The following is a 22,539-nucleotide window of genomic DNA, read 5'->3' on the forward strand; positions in this document are numbered from 1 at the left end:
TCTTAGGACGAAGCAACACCATCAAGCATCAAGCTTCTTCCGAAGAAGCAGCCTTAGCCCCAGCAGAATCAGCGGCAGTCCGAATGCGACAGGCAGCGCAATTTTTGGCCAAACGTGTTCCAAATAATCAATTGCGCGAAAATGATCCTCTACTATCCATGTCCCGAACACACCAAGAATGAGGCAAACAGGCAGGATCATTGTTTTATTACTCTTCAAGCCCAGAATTCTGGCGAGGCTAACTGAGGAACCATAGATACAAAACATGACTTCGAACAGAACCGAAACGGAATATAGCGCAATCATAATCATTTCGTATCTCTGCAAAAAATTGCCGATATGCGCATTCCTCGCCAATTTCATGCAGGAGATCGTGTATTGGCTCGTTACCTCCGCTGATAAGACCGCACCCTCAAGAATTGCCCAGATGATGACCAACATGCCGCTTGCAAGAATGCTGATGACACTTAGGTGGCCGCCACGTGCTGCCGTACCGTTTACGTACGGGATGATTAGCGCGCTGAGCATGACGGCAAGCGCCCAATCCACATCAAAGTGCAGGCTCGCGGCTGCTGTCCGGAGAAAGCCATGCTCGAGAAACGGCAGTAAATTTCGAATATCGAATTCATTGGTTGAGCCAAGAATAATCAGTGTGTTCAACAGAAAAATAAAAAGTAGACCGATCAGTGCAATACGCCCCATCACTTCGAGGCCGTAGTAGCAGCCGATCGCGCCAACAATCAACGAAGATACCGTAAAAAGCCAGACCGGCGCCTCAGGGAGAAAGTAATCCTTCAAATGATACACGAAAGTAATCATGATCGGTCCGAATTCCCCCAAGAAGAAGACGAAAATCAATAACGCTATGATTTTGCCGAACCATTTGCCGAGCAGCAGCGCGCTGAGTTCAATATAATTCAGATGCGGAGTTCTGCGAAGAACGATGTAAGTCACAAACATCATGGCCGCGCCTTGGAGTGTTCCCAGCAGCGTTGCTACCCACATGTCTTGGCCGATGGCACGTGCCAGAACGCCTTGCGTTACACCGATCGCCTTGGCGAAGATCACGTTGACAACCATTGCAATGAACATGCCGTTGGTAATCTGTAGTTTTCTCATTTAACCCCCTGCTCTGCTGCTTTCAGCACGGTTGATTTAATCGTTGTTTTGATCTCAACGGTTGTTTGCGCTTCGGAGAACGCAGCCCCCCAGTTGGAGCCGAGTTGCTTCCACTCCATCGGAAACTTGTTGCGAAATACGTCTCCGAGTTTCAGAAAGTCGGAATGGTATTGCTGCTGTGCTTTGTTCAAGACGCTTTGAATTTCTGAGGTCAGCTTAGCCTCAAATGCTTCTTCGGTCTCTTCACGTATATCCGTCATGGGAGCCCCGCAGTTGTTCTCCACTACATCTGCTTTGATCTTTAGCCGAATATGGAAGTTAGGAAGCTTATCCGAATAGGATGGTTTTACTTTGAAGGCAATATCTTTAAATTCCATTGTCACAATCTTATTTTGATTATTTGGGCATGGAATCACTTCAATACCGCTTTTCAGTTTTTGCAAGAAAAACATTAAGCCCTTGGTTTCCTGCGGTGAAAGCCATCCGACCATCTTGTCATTTACAAAAGCCGCTGCTCCCTCCAAATCAACTTGCTTAATCGAACCGTGCTGCTCTGGCCTCTTATTGGAAATTCCCCTGGGTACGAGCCGTACTTGGGCAACGACTGGTTCCACGGACCGACTCAAATAGGCTTCTTCCAAATTCATCATATTACTGGCGGGAGCAAGTCCTACGATTTGCACGTTGCGGAACAGGCGGTCAACCGCCTCGCCGGGAACAACCTCCAAGCCTGTAATCGTCGAGATAACCTCACTCGGTGAATCCGGCGTTACAGTGACCCATGTATTCATGCGAAGTTCATGGTTGCGGGTGAAAAAATCAATCATATCTGCGATACCTCTGCGGGCATAGCTTTCGTGCATCACAATCAAGAAATTGTGCGCCCAATAGACGCGCCGCGAAGTAAAATGCCCCAGATTGCGAATGGCTTCGAAAATACTTTTTCCCTCGGCGCTGACGGAATAAATCGGCTCTCCCGTACCGCCAGAAGGCGCGCCCGTCTGCCCTCGAGCATCCGCTGGACGAATAATCTGCACGGACAGTTTGACGCTGCCGGGTTCTTTGCCAACGTCCAGACCGACTGCTGTGACGATCGCCAATTCGTTGATCTGCCGCAAACCGTAGCAAGATGTTGTAAGCAGCATAGGCAAGATCACTAGGAATAAACAAACTAGTCTTCTCATGTCTCTTGTTCCTCCGGCACATGCGGCTTCTGTTGATCGCTCATCCGCTGTGTATCTTGGGCGAATGCCGGCCGCTGATCAAGCATCCAAAGCGGAAATCGGAGCATCATATCCCGCTGATCCACTTCGCGGAAAGGACTGGCTGGCGACAAATACGATTCGCCGAAAGAACGGATTGAGAGTGCGTGAAGCAGAAGGATGAAGAACATGCCGGAGAATCCTAGCAGTCCCAGAGTACCCGAAGCGATGAGCAAAGGAAAACGGAAAATGCGCAGCGCAAGCGATGAAGAATAACTGGGAATCGCAAAAGAGGAAATCCCGGTAATGGCGATGACGATGACCATGAAGGGCGATACCAATCCTGCTTGCACCGCCGCTTGGCCAATAATAAGCGAGCCGACGATGCTCACCGCTTGTCCGATCGGCTTCGGCATGCGAAGTCCGGCTTCGCGCATGAGCTCGAAAGCAAGTTCCATCATGACGGCTTCGAGCAGTACGGGGAATGGCACCACCTCACGCCCGGAAGCAATCGTTAGCGCAAGCGCTGTCGGAATCATTTCATGATGGAAGGAAACAAGCATCACATAGATGGAAGGCAGCATCAAAGATATTAAGAAGGCCAGGTAACGTACAATGCGAAAAAAAGTACCTACCCAGTACCTGTTATAGTAGTCATCCGGCGCTTGAATGAACTGCCAAAAAAATGTGGGCACAATTAAAACTACGGGCGTATTGTCTGTAAAGATGGCGACTCTCCCCTCCAACAAGGCAGAAGCTACTTTATCCGGCCGTTCCGAGCTCTGGATTGTATTAAACGGAGAGAACGGTGCGTCCTCAATCATTTCCTCGATATAGCCGCTTTCGAGAATCGCATCGATCTTTATGCGAGAAAGTCTCCGCTTCACCTCATCAACAAGCCCCTCTTTGACCAAGTCCTGGATATAAGCGATGTTGATATCCGTCTTCGATCTTGTCCCGATGACCATCCCGTCCATCCGCAGCATCGGATCCTTAATCCTTCTACGGACAAGCGCGGTATTTGTGCGGATGCTTTCCGTAAAGCCGTCGCGCGGACCACGGACGTTATTTTCCGAGGAAGGCTCTTCTACGCTGCGATCCTTCCATCCTTTCGAACTGACGAGCAGCGTTTGTTCCACGCCTTCTATCAGGAAGAGTGTGTCGCCGGTCAGAATCCCTTCCACACCTTTAGCCAACGTATCACATGCTCGGATTGATGCATTGAACATTAAGCTGCTGATGATTTCCTCCGCCGTGGCCAGCAGTTCCGGTTCCTCCACCAGTTCGTTTCCCGAGACGACGAGCGCCTTGAGCGCTGTGTCAATGACAGTCGCATCCGCCAGTCCCTCCAAATAGAAGCAGCACCCGGGAAATTCCGGATTACCGCAAAACATAAAATCACGTCGCTGCAGATCGACACTATGGCCTAACAATTCCTCAATGGCCGCGGTTTTGTCAGGCCAAGTTATCTTTACGCGTTCTTGCTTCATTTCCTGCACGGATGTGACCCCCCGTCGCTGGCTACACTAATACAAAATCCCCAATCATAGAGAGGAGCAGCTTGAATGGACTTTTACCATTCCCCCATCTATCTGTCTATCCTAAACACGGAGTGGTTTATGTGGATTGTTGTTGGCAGTGTGCTGGGCATCAACTTCTTCGCCCCTGTTATCGTTTGGTATCATCTAAAAGGAAAGCATTTCATTCAGAAATTCAAGGAATTGAAACGGCAATGAGATGGGGTTAATGCGCTCTAGCTTTATACTTGCCAGTGTGCTGCAGTTTAACTTTGACCTCCACTTTATCTAGGGAATCAGCATCCAAATTGAAGTCGTTGCGTCGGTTGAGTTCATGCCATTTTTCCGGGTAGTTCCTGTAAAGCCGCTCGCCTAATTGCAGCACATCAATTTTTCTGCTAAGCCCTATCTCATACGTTTTTCTGAGCTGACCTTCAATCACTTTCTCAGCAAGTTTCCGCATATCTTCTGGAGAAATATCCTCAACCATTTCATCTACATAGGCATTCACTTTTAATTTAATCGTATAGTACACCTTATCATTTCGAATTGAAGGTAAAATACGCGATTTCGGCTCAATGATTACAATTGCTGCGACAGGCTTCTTCGTATCCGGAATGTTGATCGGGGAACGCGATAGTTTTTCTTGTAGCCATCGAAAACCTTCTAACTCTTTTTCAGACATCCACCCTAGGGATTGACTGTCCTTTAAATAATACGCCCCATCGATTCTAAACATCGATCTGGGCTGTTTATCTTCGGTCCATTCTCCCTTGTCAAGAGCGATCGAAGGAAGCATGGCGTATTGCCCTGGTTCATTTATCTCTGAAATAATCTTGAAACCGTAATGCGGCGTTATATACGAACGCTGAGAATAGATTTGTGACGGATTGTCCAGCAAGGAATCTGTCGGTGATAGATTCAGAATCGATTTCTGCCGAAATAAATCGTTTAACGATTCTTTTGTTCCGTACAACAGAACGTTATAACGGATTTCCCGATAGCGGTTTATCATATCGTAAGCCTCTTTGACTCTTTTACCGTTCTTTAGAAATCTTTCCGTGCACACAATTGATTTCACATGCCCCCAATACACTCTCAGTTGGGAAGTCGCATAAATCGCGTTAAACGTTTCAGTGACCGTTTCCCCTTCTCCTTTCCCAATCCATATAGGGATATTCTTCCCTAGCTGTGATGACTCGGTTTTGGACACATTGGCAAAATTGAGCACCTGTACGTAGGTGACATATTTTCCATTTTCGTAATCCAATCCGATCGCTGTTACATAGGCCATGGTTTGAATATCTTTGGAGTTCCAACAACCCGTTTGGACCATCAGAAAGGTTAGGACGATTAGAAAAAGACCGACTTTCCTCATTCGGGATCTTTCCCTTTATGATCTGAATCGATCGTGTGCAGCTCTTGCGGACGAAAACGCATTTTAGCCCACGGAAACCTTAAAAAGCTCTTAAATAGGTCTTTATAATTAGGCGGGGACAACGGGGATAAAAAAGGGATCCCGAACGATTTGATCCTGGACATGTGAATAATCAACAAAACCATTCCCAAAATGAGACCATACATGCCAATGACGGCTGAAGCTAGAAAAATAACCAACCTGATGACACTTACGACTGTGCCCAAGGTCTGATTAACAAGCGTAGCTCCCATGATTGCAGTAATTGCCCCAACCACCACCACTGAAGGCGAAACCAACCCTGCGCGTATGGAGGCATCCCCAATAACTAACCCACCGATGACTGTCAGAGTTTGTCCGATGGAGCTAGGCAATCGTACTCCAGCCTCTCGAAAAACCTCTAGGAGGAACAGCAATGTAAACATTTCCATTTGTGCTGATAAAGGCAGACCGCTTCTCGCTACCGATATTGTCGCCATAAGCCGAAATGGAATTTGATCTTGGTGAAACGCAGTAAGGGCCACCCAGAAACCAGGCAAGAGAATCGACATCCAGAAACTTAAAAAACGGATCAGGCGAGCAAAAGCTACGTATTGAAAACTGAAATGAATATCCTCCGGGGATTTCATAATCAACGAAAACGTCCCAGGTGCAATTAAGATCAAGGGGTTGCCGTCGATAATAAGAATAAATCGCCCGGACAACAAGCAGTTAACTGCATAATCGGGCCTACCCGTAAAGTCCGTTATCGGAAATAGCGCAAATTTCTTATCGGTAAGTGCTTCTTCCACCTGGCTGATACTATAAATGCCATCGACATCGACTTTATTTAAGCGAGTACGAACTTCCTCTAAAATATTTGGAGCAAGAATGTCCTTAATATACATTAGTCCGATTTTCGTTCTCGTTCTTCTTCCGAGAATGAACGTTTCACAGCATAACGAATTGCTTCGAATCCGTTTGCGAATCAGGGCAATATTCGTCGAGAACTCTTCCACAAATCCATCTTTCGGCCCTTTGATCGAAATTTCGATACTTGATTCATCAGGAGCCCGCTGAGGACGGTTACAAATATTAAGTTTATACATCGCATCCGAACCTGCAAAAACAAGGAGAAGATCCCCTTGAAAGACGCAATCTGTCATTTCTTGCTCAGTTGCTTCTCCATCAAAGGAAATGAGCGGTAAAGAGCCAAGCACATATCCGTTTTGCAGATATTCGAAGCCATTTTCTTTATAAACATGATTCAATCCCGGCAGGACAACTTTCCCTATTTGAACGGCATCACATAAACCTTCGGCATAGATCATCATAATTGTGGATGACGGGTCATCCTCACCAAATAAGTAAGTCTGAATTTGAACGTCAGAACAGTTTGCGAACAATTGTCGAACCATCTGCTCTTTCGTTACATCGCCAGATTGCGTAACACTAACGCTCATGCTGCTCACTCCTTGGTGGGTTTGGCCATCCATGCAATAACGGCTAAAACAATTGTTATGATTAGAGTGAAAATCAAAGTTGCAGGAAAATAAATTTTATACATCCATAAATAGAACGAATTTTGGTGTGTTACAATCATTGAAAATATAATGGTGCAAAGTGTTATTAACAGAATGAACCAACGCCGCATTTCTGCCTTTTTATTCGGAATTATTTCAGCTAATAAAAAAAGTGAGAGACTGATGCGTATCGTTGCTCCGGCTAACCATTGATACACAGATAAGAAATCGAGGTGCTCGATATACGAACCAATTTTGACAAGGCGCCATTGCTCATACGGAGATACCATCTGCTTGGCAGCTTCTTGAGGTCCGAATTCCGTGATTGCCCCTACCAAAGGACCTAATGTAATGTATACGAGAATCACACCGAGCAGCAGCATTTGCCAGACCCGTATCTTCGATTTAAAACGGTGTTGGAACAATAGCAGCAGCATAATCTCCACTAATGCTCCTCCTGTATAAACCATACCGTTCAAAGCCGGCTGCCAACCATGTTCAAGAAAAGGCTTGAGAAGCGCGTAATCTTTCTCCGGCATATTGGCAATGGAAACGAAGTATCCGAGGCAGACGACCGTAGGAAGTAAGATACCCGCAACTATGGTTATCGTGCGAATGCCATTATAGGCCGAGTAGTAACAAACCAAAACTAACGTAATTATTAAAATATATTGAGGAGTTGCAGGCAAATAGTTGGTGACGGTCCATACCTCCGTCTGGATAACCGTCATGCCTCCAATCAAAAACAGTTCCACGCAAATCGGAGCTAGAATGAACCAAGCTATAAGCGGGCTTGTTTGTTTTGCCAACCATGTCCGCAGCTCCTGTTGACCTGATTTTCTCATAATATAAACAAGAAGTGCGCACCACGGCAGGTAGAGAACAGCCGTCAGTAGAACAGAAATCCAAGCATCTCTACCCGATGTATCCAAAACCAACGGATTAACAATTACATGGCTAGTCAAACCATTGAACAGCATCATGACCATAATGATGGATATAATCCCAATTTTCCCTTGTGTTCCGTCCATATTATTTTCCTCACATGCAGCTATGAATGGTCAGTTATGACGAAAAGAATCTTTTGTAATTTATCCCATTGTTACATTTATTATGCACTTATATTTCTCGTTCACTTCCTAATTCCGATCTCCGTTAGATCTACTCTCACATTCAGTTTAACGTTCATCGTTGGATATTCCTCTTTCCACGCCTCAACGTTCCACTTTCGCGTTTTGCTTCTCACGAAATCACCTAATCCGAGGGGATCGATCTCTTCTTTTTTAAATAATTGTAAAAGATCCAAACCGGTTGTAGTTAAATCCTTTTCGAAACTCTCTGTTATTCTCAGCTGCTCTTGTTTGGTTAACGCCATCCCTTTTGAGTCGATAACTTCCGCGTTTAATCTCAGATTTATGGTCACGTTCGGACTTTTCGATTCTTTACCAACGCGAAAGTTCACTTTTGAACCGATATTCTTGATTGCCATGTACGGTCCATTCTCCAGCTTCGTTTCAAGTGTGCCGTACCTTACATTTCCAAGTAGAAGCTTCATAACGCGCATTTGCTTTTCGCTAAGTGACAGTACGTATTTGTCATCCTTAAATAATGCCAATCCGGAAATCTGAACTTGACCGTTCGGCTGTAAGGTAAGAAGCGGAAAAAAGGGGTCCATTCCTTTCCCCAAATAAGCGTACTCAAAATCGTGAAGGTTCTGCCTCGGAACAAGTCCAGTGCGTACATTCGTGTCGAGTAAATTATACAAATACATTCCTTTTTCTTCATTCGAGCTGAAATTTGCTTGCAATATCTCCTTTCCTTTGCCATCAACAATGGCCACATACATCCTTCGTGAAGCTATAGCGTCCCGCAAGATCACGTCTAATTCATCCGCCAACCCTCTTTCCGCCAATTCTTTTCCGATTAAGAGGACTGATATTTTTCCGGGTTTAATAGGACGGTTTAATTGCAAATCCATTATTTCCAAAATGTTCTTGCTTGTATGTCCGACCTTTGAGTACAAAGCATTAGAAACAGTCCGGGATTTATCGGCTTGAAACTTTGTTGCCGCAATCGTAAATTCAATTTGATCATCGGGTGCTTCATCGAAAGCGCCGGTGAATGAAATCGTGATTTTGTCAATAACATCTTGCTTTACGCATCCAGTCAACAGCACACTCGCGATGAGCACTAGGAAGTAAAAGAAACGAATCATACAGTTCTTCTCACTTTCATTCTGATAACGTCAACTAAAAATACAAATGGAATATACGCATAGATGAGGTAAAATCCAATATCGTATAGCATTTTTTGAACGACTTCAATATGAGAATGATCTGGAATGAAGCATACCGCCGCAAAAACGAGAATTAATAAGATCGGCAAGGCACTTCTTTGTTTCACAGTAAACATGAGTTTACACACTCGGCTTGCAGCCCAGAAACAGAAGCACAAAATAGGAACTACCCACAATAGCTGTGCAGCAGCGCCAATATAGTCAAATCGTTCAATAAAAGGGAATTGAATAAATTTATATTTGGTTAATTGCGGCCATATTTCTACGGCTAATTGTTCTGGTTTAAACAATAACAAGGAAAAGAAAATAATGAGTAAGTAAGAAACTGTGGTGACGACATTTGCGAAATGAGCCCATTTTTGAGATTTTTGAGGAGTTTTAATGAATGTGTAGCAAAAAAAGAGCATTTCCACGCCTAGAAAGGGAAATGTCATCTCCTTGCCTGCATTGACGATTTCGCTTAACGAATGATCGAATAGAGGAGTTAAATTATTGAAATGAAAATAATCCGCAGGAAAAAACATGGCTAAGATAGTTACAATTCGCAATAAGCTAAACATACAAATACCTACAATAACTCGAAAACCCCCTGTAACAATGTAATAGACTAGCAGGAGCAAAACGAATGCTAATGACCATGTTTCAAGATCTTTAAATAGCCATACTTGTATGATTTCTATAAAAAAACGCAGCTGAAAACTGGCAATGAGCAAGAAGTAAATGATAAAGATAAAGTTAAGACCCCCACCCGCCAATTTCCCGAAAAATCGTTGATGGATTTGAATGAGATCCGTCTCATTTCGGTTAAGAATTTGATACATCATCCAAATAATGACGTGGAAACTGAGTCCACAGAGGATAATAGAAATCCAGGTATCTTGACCAGCCAATTGAATCGGAATGTTCGACATGGACAGATATTCGGGTCCGAACTGCATGCTATGTATCAAAACGAATACCAGATAAGGTGATATTGTAAATCGTGGATGTTCATTTGATTTCATCGTTATGTCACTCCCAGAGCTGTTTCAATCATCGATGTCTCGTTTTTCGTTGGTATTTTTCTTATCAAATCTTGTGGGGTTGAGTGTTCGGAGAAAGCTTAGTCGATGGTGAAATTTGGAATATGGCGGACGAATGACGGTATCATATAAATCGGAAGTGCGGAAAGGATAAAATGGAACCAAGTACGGCATCCCGAGAGATGTTAACCTCAACAGATGTGCAACCAAGGTAATCGTGCAAATAAAAATACCTAATAACCCCCATATTTGTGCTGCGATAATAAAGGGAAACCGAAGAATTCGTATGGTAGCGCTCATGCGAAAAATAGGTGTTGTGAACGAGGCCAATGCCGATAGCGCCACGATAATCAATAAGAAATTGCTTGTAAGCGCAGCTTCGACTGCCGCCGTACCAAGAACAATACCTCCAACGATGCCAATAGTCTGTCCGATTTTCGTAGGCAATCTAGCGCCAGCTTCCCGCAATAATTCAATAACAAGTTCCATAATGATGACTTCCACGATTGGTGGAAAAGGTACATTGATCCTCGAAGAAACGATCGTGGGCAAAAAGACATTGGAAATACTTTGTCCGTGATAGGTCATTACGGCAACATAAAAGGAGGAGGCAAAGACGGAAAACAAGACTGAGCACATGCGAATCAACCGTAATAAAGAAGCAACAATCCATGGCAAATAATAATCTTCATAAGTAATGAAAAATTGCCACAGATTGACCGGCGCAAAAAACGCACTCGGGGAACCATCCTTCATTGCGCATATTTGCCCAGAAGATAAGGCCCACGCAACGTAATCAGGTCTTTCTGTCCCGATTGACTGGGGAAAGATGGAGTTGGAATTATCTTCGATCATTTGTTGAAGCAAAGAGCTATCCGTAATTTGATCAAATTGCACATCCTCAATGCGCTTAATGAATGTTTGTAAATATTGTTTGTTCGTTAATCCTTCCAGGTAACAAATCGCAACTCTTGACTTACCTAAACTCCCTACCGTGTACTCTTTTATACGTAAATCAGGACTGGGAACTCGCTTGCGAATCAAGTTCAAATTGATGTCCAATGATTCAACAAAAGCTTCTTTCGGCCCTTCCACGGTGAATTCAACTTCAGGACTGGTTACATTACGACCATTGGATGAAGCTGCGTTGACCAAAATGCATGGTAGGCTTTGATTGCCGTATTGAATCGCAACATATCCTTGATAAATCTTGTTTTGGACGAAATCCCAATCGGAAGAAATCTCTTTCTCCGCTACGTGGAACTTAGGATATAAATCCTCCAAGGAGGATTTATCTGAACTGTTGCTTAAGCATCCGAGGATATGCTGCTGTAAGACTTGTGGTTCAATGAGTGATTTGAAATAACCGATGTACAAAGGAACTGTGTTCATTTGATGTTCGTAGCATACGAAATCCGCTGATTGACTTAGCTCCTTCCATAATGGAGGGACTGATTTCAACTTTAATCACTCATTTCGCCATATAATTTCTCACTTCATTGTGTCACACCTAGTGGAAAATTATACAAAATCAATGCAAGCGAATCGACTCCGCTATGACAGCGCAAATCCGTTCTATCCCTCTTTCAATCTCATCCTCGTTCACGTTCGTAGCATTTAGCTTCACTATATTTTTCCTCTCGAAATTCTGCAAATAATTCCTGTCCATAGACTCCAGCAGAATTGAGTTTTTCTTTAATTTAGCGATAAGCTTCTCAGTAGGAATTGTTTGATGCAATAAGATATGTGTATGTATAAACGGATATTTAGAATGTTCGTAAGTGAAGGCACCTCCACTGCGGGCAGCTTCTTTCGTAAGTGCTGCATCGAGCAGCTTCGCCCTTGCTGTATATCTTCTCTGGATTTTGGCAAGATGGCGATCGAACATTCCGCTGCGCAAATAGATTTCAAGAGCGGCTTGCGACAACATGGAGCTGTCGATATCATCTTGTTTCTTGTACAGCCTGAATGTTTCAGCGAGCTGAACAGGAATAACCGCAATGCCGATGCGCAAACCAGGGAAAATGATTTTGGAATAACTTTTCAAATAAATGACATGTGATGAATCGTCCTGCGTAAAAATGGGATCAGCCTTACTGTCCTGTTCGAAGTCTGCGAGGTAGTCATCCTCAACGATGTAGACATCATATTTGGCAGCAAGCTTAGCAAGCCGCTTCTTCTCTTTGCTCGTATAGGAACAGCCCAAAGGATTGTGAAACCGCGGCATGGTATAAAAAAACTTGATGTCCCCGGTTTGGAAAATATTTTCCAGTCTATTAAAATCTATTCCCGAAAAGCTGCGCTCTATCCCGATAACCGGCATGCGACGCGTCTCCAAATACTCGATAAACAGATGATAGCTGGGCTGTTCAATCAGCACCTTCTGCTTTCCGTTAGGGAATGGCATAGCGGCAAGGAGTGATAACGCCTGCTGAACCCCGGATACGACAAAGATGTTCCGCTCGTCCGTAAACACCTGGTAGCGCATTAATTGCTTACGCACGATTTCGATTAGGGATGACATCCCTTTGGCAGTGCCATATACAAATAAATCCTTCTGGTAGGTGTCAATCGCTTTATTGATGCAATGCTGAAAATCCAAATAAGGAAATACGTTTGGATCGGGAGCAGCAGCTGAAAAGTTCAAAATTGGAGACGCTTCATCCTGAGCGGCGTTCATCCCTTTGACCACGTAATAGCCGCTCTTAGGCATCGCATAGATGAGATGACGCATCTCCAACTCATTCAGCGCCTTAATGATCGTACTTGTGCTGCAAGTATACTTCTCCGAAAGCGTGCGAATAGAAGGAAGTTTCTGTCCATCCTTATAAGGTTCCTTCTGTATCAGTTCCTCCAGCTCATTCATTAGCTTCAAATACATGTACATCGGACAAGCTCCTTAGTTGTAATCTGTATCGGTACAGATTGCTCTTTTCTATATTGTAGCATGTAGTGAGGGTGAGATACGATAGGGATATCAAGTACAGATACTAGGAGGAACGTCATGACAACCGCACAAATCGATACCAAAACAAAGCGCTATGCCTACTCAGCCATCGTAATTTATTCCACCATTGTAGGACTCTCATTTCTGTTTGGAAAATTAGCTTTAACAGTTGCTTCCCCACTGGATAGCCTTGCTCACCGATTTACGATCTCCCTTATCGCCGCCACCATTCCTGTTCTATTAGGATGGGTGAAGCTGCAGATACAACCGCGGGATGTTCTGGTTATTCTTCCAGTTGCGGTCTTATATCCGTCGCTGTTCTTTGCTTTTCAAGTGTTTGGCTTACAGTTCACCACTTCTGCTGAAGCAGGCATTATCCATGCGACCGTGCCGATCTTCACGATGATTGCAGCAGCACTTTTCCTGAAGGAACGTGCAACTAGGTTGCAACAGTTTTCTACGTTACTCTCTGTTGCAGGGGTTATATTCATATTTGTCATGAAAGGCACGACAATTGATGTAACGAATATGAAAGGTACACTGCTCGTTCTTTTGTCAGCCCTTTCTTTAGCGGGATACAGTGTTCTTGCAAGAAAGCTAACTTTGCGATTGAATGTGGTAGCCATGACCTATGTGATGACCATCATTGGATTCCTTGTTTTCAACCTCATGGCGGCTAGTCAGCATTTGGCATCAGGAACGCTATCCCTTTATTTTGCGCCATTTGCCAGTCCGGTGTTCTTAATGTCTATTCTCTATTTGGGCGTCCTCTCTTCGCTCGTTTCCAGCTTGCTCAGCAACTTCGCTTTATCCAAATTGGAGGCATCAAAGGTAAGTGTGTTCAATCATCTTGCCACCTTGGTTTCAATTGTTGGGGGCTTCGTCTTTTTAAATGAACAGCTTGCCTACTATCACATCATCGGTGCAATTGTTATTATTGTGGGTGTGCTTGGTACGAATGCAAAAACATGGCGAGGCAGACGAGTAGGCTCCTCTCAGTCCTCACGCACTAGTGATTCCCGTTAGATGCTAGTTAACCAGTCCGTTAACTAAAAAAGACACCTTCGTGGTGTCTTTTTATATACATTTGTATTTATATAAACAATCATTTATACTAATTATCAGACAGACAAGAGGTGATGATTTTGCACGACATTTATACCATAATTGCCGAGCCTTCTCGGCGTAGAATCCTGGACTGTTTGCTGCGTTCGGATTCGACAGTCAAAGATTTAACCGAAGAGTTGGGTTTATCTCAGCCGCTGATTTCCAGCCACTTACGGTTATTGCGCGAGAGCGGCCTCGTTCGTGTCCAAGCAGATGCACAGCGCCGTATCTATTCTTTGGATGCAAGTCCTTTAGCCGGTGTGGATGATTGGTTAAGTACATATCGCGCAAAATGGAATCAACACGTCGATAGGCTGGAGGAACATCTGGATCGGCAAAAACGAATCAAAAAGGAGAAGCTGCAATGAAACTACATGGCGAAGATCTGATGCCCATACTTAACCGTTCGGATGAAGAATGGGTGTTAATTCTTGAACGAACGCTGAAGCATCCGATAGCAGATGTATGGGCTGCTCTAACTGAATCGGATCAACTACCCGCTTGGGGCCCTTTTGCCACGGATCGGGACCTTGTATCGACTGGGCCTGTCGTACTTTCCCATGTGAACCATTCAGAGGAAAACGTCAAACGACAAGGCGAAGTGCTTACGGCGGAAGCCCCTCACCTGCTTGTTTTCAAGTGGGGCAACGACATTTTACGCTGGGAATTGAGTTCGAGCAATAACAACACAGTTCTTATTCTCCGCCATCGCTTCACAGATTATCAAATGGCACCTTCTCTTGCAGCGGGTTGGACTTTATGTTTAAAAGGCTTAACTGGCATCCTCGACGGCAAACAGATGCCTTCCATGGCTGGAAGCAACGCTGTTCGTTATGGATGGCAAGAGCTGCATGACGAGTTCAAAAAGTTGTTTGAAGGCGAGGCTAACCGATGAACAATGTTACCAAAATGGCCATTGCCAGACCGGCAAATGAAGTATTTGAAGCATTCGTCGATCCCGAGAAGATCGGAAACTTCTGGTTCTCTTCCAGTTCTGAGAGATGGGCACCTGGCAAAACAATCAAGCTGCGCTATGATGAATACAATGCGGATGGCGAGATTAGAGTTAAAGACATCGTGAATGACGAGAAAATTAAATTCGAATGGGATTACGGGCATGTACACCTCGTCACCATAACCTTCACGGCAAAGGATGAAATGAACACGATAATCGAAGTGAACGAGGACGGTTTTGCAGATGACAAGGAGTCTATTCCGTTACTTGTAGGCAACAAAGAAGGCTGGGTATATACGTTGACATGCCTTAAGGCTTATCTGGAACACGGCATCACGACATTACGTGCGGCGTTAGTTCATTAGCAGTCTATAAGAAAAAGGAAAGCACGCGGCGCATGTCTATACGCTTCCTGCTTTCCTTTTTGATTCCCTGCTAGTTTTCTTTATACCATAGAGGAACAATTTCCTCGAAATTCTTATGGTCTTCCAGCACAACGCAAATTCTAGCCAACATGGATTCAAGCTGCTCCGGCACAACTTTAAGAGTCCACGTAATCGTTGGAAAAATACTTACTTTTTGAAATTTTCTTCATATTTTTTCTGGGCATCGGCCATGACTTTGGAACCGCCGGCTTTTTTCCACTCTTCCACATATTTATCGAAGTCGCTTACAGGACGCTGTCCGGTAATGATATCAATGTAAGTTTTCAGCGTCAATTGGTCGAGCGCGTCGATATTTTCGTTGTAAGCTGGAATCGCAATCGGCTGCATGATATCGTATTTACCTTTGCCAATATGCTCGGAAGCCTTACGTAATGACATCAGCTCGTTAAGAGTCATATACGGAGTCTGAAAGTCATAATCGTTAAACGATTTGCCCAGGAACGTGTACTGCTGACCGATACCGAACTTGATCTGCTCTTCTTCTTTATCGTAAGGAGGGAGATATATGTAATCTCCTTTCTCTCCCTTCTTATAGGTTTTTCCTTTTTCCCCATACACAATATTCTCAAAAGTCTCCGCATCAAAAGCCGTAGCATCCGCAACCTGCAAGTATTTGGCCATCTTCTCCTTGTCTTTTTCCATATGTTTGCCGAATTGGCCGCCTGAACTTGCGATTGGGTTTAACTGGACAGTGCCCTGTTGTCCTTCAGGTCCTTTGGGTCCAGCGGTTATCACCCAATTGGCATTCGGTACATTGACACGAAGTTTATCGTAATATTTTCCATCAAAAAATGCGGCCTTCGTAATAAATTGGTACCAGGAAGCGGTTACAATTCCAGCTTTGCTGGAGATGATTTTATCATCCACATTCTGTCCTTTGTTTAGCACAAACTCCGGATCAAGCAGCTCCTCCTTGTACCATTTATTAAGCAGCGTAAGCGCTTGTTTCGCTCCCGGCTCAATCTCTCCCCGAACGATTTTACCGTCCTTATCCGTAAATGTACCTGGAAATACACCAAACGCACCAAATACCGGGCTGAAAATATCTTTCACGCCTACAGCTTGGCCCGTCCAACCGTAGGTATCTTTTTTGCCATTTTTATCGGGATCGTTATTGCGGAACTTGCGCAGTGCATCTTCAAACTCTTCCAATGTTTCAGGGTTTTTCGTGATGCCCACTTGCTCCAGCCAGTCCTTACGCAAACCAACGACCGTACGATCCGGCCCCAACGTCTGGATGATCGGCATGGAATAATTTTTACCGTCTCTCTTATATAACTTCAAGGGGTCATCACCCAGATGTTTCTTCAGCCAAGCCCAGTAATGCGGGGCATTCTTCTCAATCATCTCCTGCGGAATTTCGGCAACAGCTCCCTGATTCACCAGTTTCTCATATTCGGGAAAACCTAAATCCACCCAAACGTCCGGAATTTCCCCAGAAGCCACTTTTAGGAGAAGCTCGTCCTTGTAGTTGTCTTTCGAACGTGGGAGTTGTTCAATATCGACATTGAACTTGTTCTCGACATACTTAATCGCATAAGAATCTTTGACGGTTTTATCGAAATTCTGATTCAAGTAGCTTAACTTCAATTTTTTCTCGACCTGTGGTGCAGCGGATTGTTCCCCTTGTACACCACTTCCCGTTGAACAACCAGCCAGAACGGCTCCAAATAAAGCGACGCTTATCGTCACTGGAATAACCTTTTTCAATTTAATCACCCTTTCAATCCCTATTGTTTATCCTTTAACGGCACCGATCATGATCCCTTTAACAAAATACTTTTGCACGAAAGGGTAAATCACTAACATAGGAATGACAGAAAACATAATAACGGTAGCTTGCAGCTGACGAGTAGAGAACATGTCCTTCTGATCAAATTGATAAAGCATTGCATTTAATTGATCCATATTATTATCTACGATGATTTTTCTGAGAACGACCTGCAGCACCTGCTTCTTCGGGTCGGTTATATAAATTAAGGCGTCAAACCAAGCGTTCCAATGCTGGACCGCGATCCACAAAGCAACTGTAGCCAGAACCGGCTTGGATAAAGGCACAATGATTTTACGAAAAATAAAGAAGTAACCCGCTCCGTCTACACGCGCAGACTCTTCCAAGCTGTCCGGAATCGATCGGAAGAAGTTCCTCATAATTAACGCATTGAACGCACTGATCATGCTCGGCAACACAAGAGCCCAGATGGAGTTATAAATGCCCAGCTTTTTAATCAGCAAATAATTGGGAATTAAGCCTCCACTGAACAACATGGTGAAAAGCACGAGTGATGTGACGGTTCGGTTAAAAGGCAAATCCTTCTTGGATAACGGGTAAGCGAACAGCGCGGTAAAAGTTAAACTTAGACTTACGGCCAGAATTGTACGCAGGATCGTGTTACCATAACCGGACCAGATCGCTTTGTATTGAAAAATAACATGGTAGCTTTCAAAGGAAAGCTTGCTCGGAAAAAGCAGCATCCCTGTTGTGTAAAGGGTGTTCTCAGCACTAATCGACGTCACTACTTGATTCCAAAAAGGGTACAAGGTGATTATCGTAATCACAATCATAACCAGGTAAAGCGAAAATGCACCGATTGTCTCTGCAGTTGTTTTTTTCGTCTTATTCATAGCAGATTTCCTCCATCCCTCTTCCCTCAAGCCTGACTACCAAAGGGTATGGTCCTTTCCTCCCATCATGTGAACGGCTTTATTGACAAGCACGATTAACACTAGGGCCACGACGGATTTAAAGAGCCCAACCGCTGTCGCATAGCTATAGTTCGTTTCCAGCAAACCCTTTCTATACACGAAAGTATCGAGAATGTCTGATACTCCGTACACTTTTGGGTTATACATATTGAAAATTTGATCGAAGCCGGCATCCAGCACATGAGCCATACGAAGTATAAGCATAATGGAGATCACAGGTAACAGCATCGGAAGCGTTATGTAAATGATTCTTTTAAAACGGCTGGCACCATCCATAATGGCTGCTTCCTGAAGCTGCGGATCGATCCCGGCGATCGTTGCAAAATAAACAATAGATCCCCAACCGAAGCCTTGATAAATGTCCGTTAGGACCAGAATCGTACGGAAGTATCGATCATCAGCCATGAATAAAACCGGATCGCCACCGAATAGTTTGACAATTGCATTCATAGGACCGTTCAGCGAGAAGATGCTAATGAATATCCCGGCCAAAATGACCCAAGACATGAAATGAGGCAAATAGGAAATCGTCTGGACGAGTTTTTTAAACCGTTCTCTCGTGATTTCACTTAATAAGAGGGCGAAAATGATTGGAATCGGGAAAGCAAAGACGATTTTATACAAACTGATGATCAGGGTATTATTGAGGACGCGATAAAAATTGGGATCTGCAAAAACTTTTTCAAAATGATCAAATCCCACCCAGGGGCTCGCTATAATGCCTTGCATAATTTTGAAGTTTTTAAAAGCTAACACAACCCCGTAGATCGGGATGTAGTGGAAAACAAGAAAATAAAGCAAGCCTGGAAGCAGCATAAAGTAAAGAACGCGATAGCTTTTCAATTTCCGTCTGAATTCACTTTTTGTTCTGGAAACGGTTTCAACTCTCGGAGTTACGACAACGGATTCCTGCAAATAACCCTCTCCTTTCCCACAAATCTGAAATGAATGCGCATTCACTTGTTATTTACTATAGCACAGCGTTGATTTCATTGATTTATCTCATTTTTTTGAAAATTATTGATTTATTGCGATTTTGTGTTTCTATATTTCGGAATCGTCATGATCATCGTCGTACCTTGCCCTATTTCACTGATCACTTCAATGCCATAGTCTTTCCCGAACACGAGTTTAATGCGCTCATTCACATTTTTTAATCCGTATCCCTTGGACTGTTTAATCAAAATCTCACCAAGTCGTTGCTTATCGATACCAGGCCCGTTGTCCGTTACATGAATGTCGATCGTATCCTGGTTAGCAATAGCCTTAATCGTCAGCTTGCCTCCACCCGCTTCTTTTTGATCGATCCCATGCAGGATTGCATTCTCAACAAGCGGCTGAATGGATAGATTCACCGTATCGTACTGATAGACATCTTCATCTATTTGGTAACTGACTTCGAAGCTGTAATCGTGCATGACCAGCTGAATTTCCACAAACGACTGAGTGTTCTGCAGCTCATCCTTCACCGAAGTCATACTTTCACCACGGTTTAAAGCAGTCCGATAGAAGCGGGATAACATCGTGACCACATGGCTTATATCCGTAGCCCCGATCTTCAATGATTTCCAGTTAATGACGGATAACGTATTATATAAAAAATGCGGATTAATTTGAGCCTGAAGGGCTTTAAACTCCGCTTCTTTCTGAATAAGCTTGTTCTGGTATACTTCTGTTACCAGCTCATTGATCCGGCGGAGCATAATACCGAAACGATTCGTTAATTCCCCTATTTCATCCCTGCTATCGCTTCGAATATCCATCTGCAAATTTCCGAACTGTACTTGCTTCATCCATTTATTCAGGAGATAAATTCGTTTGATCATGGTATGCGAAAATACCGAGATAAGGACAACCAGTATGACCATACACGTAAGAATGAGTGCAATCGTCGCTTTGACAATACTCGTCGCATCCATGGATATGTCCTGTTCCGGTATATAATAATGAAGCGTCCAATTGGCTTGGCGAAGTGGCTCCTGTATCAGGATATAACGAAGGCCATCGATTTCGACCATATCCTTGTTCTTTAACGGATCTTGCAGCATTTGTCGTTGAAGTTCCGCAGCTTCAATGTTGTTGGAGTAAATAATATGATTATTTCGGTCGGAGATATATAGTCCATCATGTGCGGACTGTGCCGTAGTCATCGTAGTCGTAGTTAGCGAATCAAAAAAGCGATCCTTGTTCAGCTTCAAGTACAGGATACCAGACATCTGATTGTACAGAATCGTTGGAAACGGTCTGAATACGGCCAGCTCAGAGCTTTCAAGATACCAACCCGTTTTCTTTTGTTCGGCTATGTCCTTATACCAAGGACTCCCTTCCTTAATCCGGTCCAATGAGAGAATAAACTCACCATACTCGGGCATTTTGCCTGATGTATAGACGGTGAGCTGCAGAATGTCTGTATTCAAATTTTTGATCATGCTAAAATAGGGACTCACATAGTTTCTTAGATCTTCGGAAAGAAGCGTAAGGCTTGCATAGTCCGTAGCAAAAATACGCTGCAAACCTGTATTCATAACGACGGAATCCACGGTCCGCTCAACCTGTTCCGACTTATCGTTCATCCCTCTTGCTAACGTCCCAACCGTATTCTGCAAGCCTTGGATCGCTTGTTTTTGGAGAAAAAGCTTGGATTGATTGTACGAATAGGCGCCTAGCAATGCCAGTGGAATTAAGCTAACAACCAGGTACGACAGGATCAGCTTTTGCTTGAAGCGCATATTCTTGAGCACGTCCAGCCAGCGACTCATGCGGAGTCCCCTTCCCGATACTTGGCGGGAGTTTTCCCGTAATAATTTTTGAATATGGAGCAGAAATAAGCGAAGTTGGTATAGCCCACCTCTTGCGAAATATCTGAAATTTTCTTCGTTGTACTCCGAAGCAGTTCACCCGCCTTTTCCAATCTGTAGCAGGTTATATATTTGACAAGGCTTGCTCCGGTCTCTTTCTTGAACAGGTGGCTCAAATAGCTTGGGGACAAATAAGCCTTCTCCGCCAAAGAATCCAAGCCGATATCCTGCCCATAATTGCGGTGAATCAGCCTAAGTACTTCGCCGATCACCTTTCTGGGTGACTCTGTAGAAGGTTTCTCTCGCTCAACGATCAGGTCGATCATCAAATCTTTCAGTTGGACCAGGTTTTGTGTCGTATAGACTTGCTCGACAAACCTATGAAAGCAAGCATGGTATTCACGTTTATACGTCTGGATATATTTCTTTGCAATTTCCGTGCATATGTATTTTACATAAATGTTGGAAAGGCTATTGCTGTTTTGAAGCACAAAGAACATTTGTTCGATGCCAGTTCGAATCAAAAGAGTTTCGCCATAGGTCATGTGAGTTGAGATTTCCTCGAGTAATCGCTCAATATCCATAGGTTCATCCTGCCGTGAAGGGCAGGCTTGTTCCGTAAACAATATGGCTGATGCAGGAAGGAAAAATTTGTGTTCCAATCCTTTTTCCATCTCCTGAAATTCAGCTGAAAGCATCTGAAAGCCGTTAAGTAATTTGCTGAAAACAAGCACATGATTAGCATGATACTTTACAAGCAGGTACTCTTGCAGATGTAACCCATATGGCTCTATACTCGTGATATCCTCCCCACTTTTTTCAATATGTAAGAACAGCACACTTTGATATTCATTCAAGTTTACATACAAACAATCCCAGGGAAGCATTGATTTCAATTCGGCTTCGAATCCATGATCAACGGAATCAAAAAACTTTCTCCGCATATCCATTAGAACAACTCGATATCTTGCATATTCATCTAGCCATTCGAAAACAGTCTCACCCGCTAATGCATTGCGCGTAGACGCGGTTCCTTGTAATAAGTTAAGCAGTGTTTGTTCCTGTACGTAACGGTTTCCTATTTCGAACACCTGGTGAAGCTTAAGCGTTCTTTCCCTTTGCTCCCGATCTTCATCGCATAAGTGGACAACCTGCGTCACAACCTCCAAAAACTCAGATACCTCAACAGGCTTGAGCAAATAGTGCACAACGTGAATTTGAATAGCTTGTTTGGCATACTCGAAATCCCCGAATGCGCTTACAATAATAACTTTAAGTTTGGGATGAAGCTTCTTAGCTTTTGCTGAAAGCGCCAAGCCATCCATAAAAGGCATGCGGATATCCGTGAACAGGATGTCCACTTCGTTGGCCTGCAAGTACTCCCATGCTTTGACACCGTTTTCCGCTTCGGCAGTAATTAGAGACAGCCCTAGCGTTTCTATTAAAAATTTAATGCCATCGCGCTCAATTTTTTCGTCGTCAACAACCAATGCTTTGTACACCCA

At 43.9% G+C, this 22,539-nt stretch carries 20 protein-coding genes; 5 read left to right on the top strand and 15 right to left on the bottom strand.

Features of this window, described 5'->3' with window-relative positions:
- Positions 1-21 precede the first annotated feature (21 nt).
- From AC3WTJ_RS18685 to AC3WTJ_RS18695, 3 genes are read right to left on the bottom strand one after another with little or no spacing between them, the layout of a single operon-like run.
- Positions 22-1,119, bottom strand: coding sequence for a GerAB/ArcD/ProY family transporter (locus AC3WTJ_RS18685; protein WP_492523085.1), 1,098 nt, complete (start codon positions 1,117-1,119; stop codon positions 22-24).
- Entirely contained in the window at positions 1,116-2,303 is a 1,188-nt protein-coding gene (locus AC3WTJ_RS18690; protein ID WP_492523086.1) for a Ger(x)C family spore germination protein, read from the bottom strand. Before AC3WTJ_RS18690 ends, AC3WTJ_RS18685 begins: the two co-directional genes overlap by 4 nt.
- Positions 2,300-3,811, bottom strand: a complete 1,512-nt coding sequence (locus AC3WTJ_RS18695; RefSeq protein ID WP_492523281.1) for a spore germination protein — start codon at positions 3,809-3,811, stop codon at positions 2,300-2,302. The genes AC3WTJ_RS18690 and AC3WTJ_RS18695 overlap by 4 nt, the downstream gene beginning before the upstream one ends.
- A 75-nt stretch (positions 3,812-3,886) precedes the next feature.
- Between AC3WTJ_RS18695 and AC3WTJ_RS18700 the strand changes: the two genes are divergently transcribed.
- Positions 3,887-4,057 carry a hypothetical protein gene (locus tag AC3WTJ_RS18700; protein WP_181646452.1) on the top strand — a complete coding sequence of 57 codons (171 nt, stop codon included), beginning with the start codon at positions 3,887-3,889 and terminating at the stop codon, positions 4,055-4,057.
- A gap of 7 nt (positions 4,058-4,064) precedes the next feature.
- On the opposite strand, the gene AC3WTJ_RS18705 is transcribed toward AC3WTJ_RS18700, so the two are convergent.
- The 7 genes from AC3WTJ_RS18705 to AC3WTJ_RS18735 all read right to left on the bottom strand — a co-directional run bounded on the left by AC3WTJ_RS18705 (position 4,065) and on the right by AC3WTJ_RS18735 (position 12,962).
- Positions 4,065-5,216: a Ger(x)C family spore germination protein gene (locus AC3WTJ_RS18705; RefSeq protein WP_492523087.1), complete on the bottom strand. Its 1,152-nt coding sequence runs from the start codon at positions 5,214-5,216 to the stop codon at positions 4,065-4,067.
- Positions 5,213-6,697: a spore germination protein gene (locus AC3WTJ_RS18710; RefSeq protein ID WP_492523088.1), complete on the bottom strand. Its 1,485-nt coding sequence runs from the start codon at positions 6,695-6,697 to the stop codon at positions 5,213-5,215. The genes AC3WTJ_RS18705 and AC3WTJ_RS18710 overlap by 4 nt, the downstream gene beginning before the upstream one ends.
- A gap of 5 nt (positions 6,698-6,702) precedes the next feature.
- The gene (locus AC3WTJ_RS18715; protein WP_492523089.1) at positions 6,703-7,788 is read right to left on the bottom strand and encodes a GerAB/ArcD/ProY family transporter; all 1,086 of its coding nucleotides are present in this window, start codon (positions 7,786-7,788) and stop codon (positions 6,703-6,705) included.
- 101 nt (positions 7,789-7,889) lie between these two features.
- Complete coding sequence (locus AC3WTJ_RS18720; RefSeq protein WP_492523090.1) at positions 7,890-8,972, bottom strand: Ger(x)C family spore germination protein; 1,083 nt, start codon at positions 8,970-8,972, stop codon at positions 7,890-7,892.
- Entirely contained in the window at positions 8,969-10,057 is a 1,089-nt protein-coding gene (locus AC3WTJ_RS18725) for a GerAB/ArcD/ProY family transporter (RefSeq protein WP_492523091.1), read from the bottom strand. The genes AC3WTJ_RS18720 and AC3WTJ_RS18725 overlap by 4 nt, the downstream gene beginning before the upstream one ends.
- A gap of 24 nt (positions 10,058-10,081) precedes the next feature.
- On the bottom strand, positions 10,082-11,536 hold the full coding sequence (locus AC3WTJ_RS18730; RefSeq protein ID WP_492523092.1) for a spore germination protein: 1,455 nt from the start codon (positions 11,534-11,536) through the stop codon (positions 10,082-10,084).
- 70 nt (positions 11,537-11,606) lie between these two features.
- The gene (locus AC3WTJ_RS18735; RefSeq protein WP_492523093.1) at positions 11,607-12,962 is read right to left on the bottom strand and encodes an aminotransferase-like domain-containing protein; all 1,356 of its coding nucleotides are present in this window, start codon (positions 12,960-12,962) and stop codon (positions 11,607-11,609) included.
- A 117-nt stretch (positions 12,963-13,079) separates the two neighbouring features.
- Between AC3WTJ_RS18735 and AC3WTJ_RS18740 the strand changes: the two genes are divergently transcribed.
- The 4 genes from AC3WTJ_RS18740 to AC3WTJ_RS18755 all read left to right on the top strand — a co-directional run bounded on the left by AC3WTJ_RS18740 (position 13,080) and on the right by AC3WTJ_RS18755 (position 15,449).
- Entirely contained in the window at positions 13,080-14,048 is a 969-nt protein-coding gene (locus tag AC3WTJ_RS18740; protein ID WP_492523094.1) for a DMT family transporter, read from the top strand.
- A gap of 119 nt (positions 14,049-14,167) precedes the next feature.
- Positions 14,168-14,497 carry an ArsR/SmtB family transcription factor gene (locus AC3WTJ_RS18745; RefSeq protein ID WP_492523095.1) on the top strand — a complete coding sequence of 110 codons (330 nt, stop codon included), beginning with the start codon at positions 14,168-14,170 and terminating at the stop codon, positions 14,495-14,497.
- Positions 14,494-15,024 carry an SRPBCC family protein gene (locus AC3WTJ_RS18750; protein WP_492523096.1) on the top strand — a complete coding sequence of 177 codons (531 nt, stop codon included), beginning with the start codon at positions 14,494-14,496 and terminating at the stop codon, positions 15,022-15,024. Before AC3WTJ_RS18745 ends, AC3WTJ_RS18750 begins: the two co-directional genes overlap by 4 nt.
- Positions 15,021-15,449: an SRPBCC family protein gene (locus AC3WTJ_RS18755; protein WP_492523097.1), complete on the top strand. Its 429-nt coding sequence runs from the start codon at positions 15,021-15,023 to the stop codon at positions 15,447-15,449. Before AC3WTJ_RS18750 ends, AC3WTJ_RS18755 begins: the two co-directional genes overlap by 4 nt.
- A gap of 207 nt (positions 15,450-15,656) precedes the next feature.
- On the opposite strand, the gene AC3WTJ_RS18760 is transcribed toward AC3WTJ_RS18755, so the two are convergent.
- The 5 genes from AC3WTJ_RS18760 to AC3WTJ_RS18780 form a co-directional block, all read right to left on the bottom strand.
- Complete coding sequence (locus AC3WTJ_RS18760) at positions 15,657-17,249, bottom strand: type 2 periplasmic-binding domain-containing protein (RefSeq protein WP_492523098.1); 1,593 nt, start codon at positions 17,247-17,249, stop codon at positions 15,657-15,659.
- A gap of 18 nt (positions 17,250-17,267) precedes the next feature.
- Complete coding sequence (locus tag AC3WTJ_RS18765) at positions 17,268-18,155, bottom strand: carbohydrate ABC transporter permease (RefSeq protein WP_492523099.1); 888 nt, start codon at positions 18,153-18,155, stop codon at positions 17,268-17,270.
- Positions 18,156-18,191: 36 nt separating this feature from the next.
- Positions 18,192-19,151, bottom strand: coding sequence for an ABC transporter permease (locus AC3WTJ_RS18770; RefSeq protein WP_492523100.1), 960 nt, complete (start codon positions 19,149-19,151; stop codon positions 18,192-18,194).
- A 110-nt stretch (positions 19,152-19,261) separates the two neighbouring features.
- On the bottom strand, positions 19,262-20,995 hold the full coding sequence (locus AC3WTJ_RS18775) for a sensor histidine kinase (protein ID WP_492523101.1): 1,734 nt from the start codon (positions 20,993-20,995) through the stop codon (positions 19,262-19,264).
- Complete coding sequence (locus AC3WTJ_RS18780) at positions 20,992-22,536, bottom strand: response regulator transcription factor (RefSeq protein WP_492523102.1); 1,545 nt, start codon at positions 22,534-22,536, stop codon at positions 20,992-20,994. Before AC3WTJ_RS18780 ends, AC3WTJ_RS18775 begins: the two co-directional genes overlap by 4 nt.
- Positions 22,537-22,539 lie beyond the last annotated feature (3 nt).

Source organism: Paenibacillus sp. FW101-FHT12H11 (assembly GCF_058790355.1).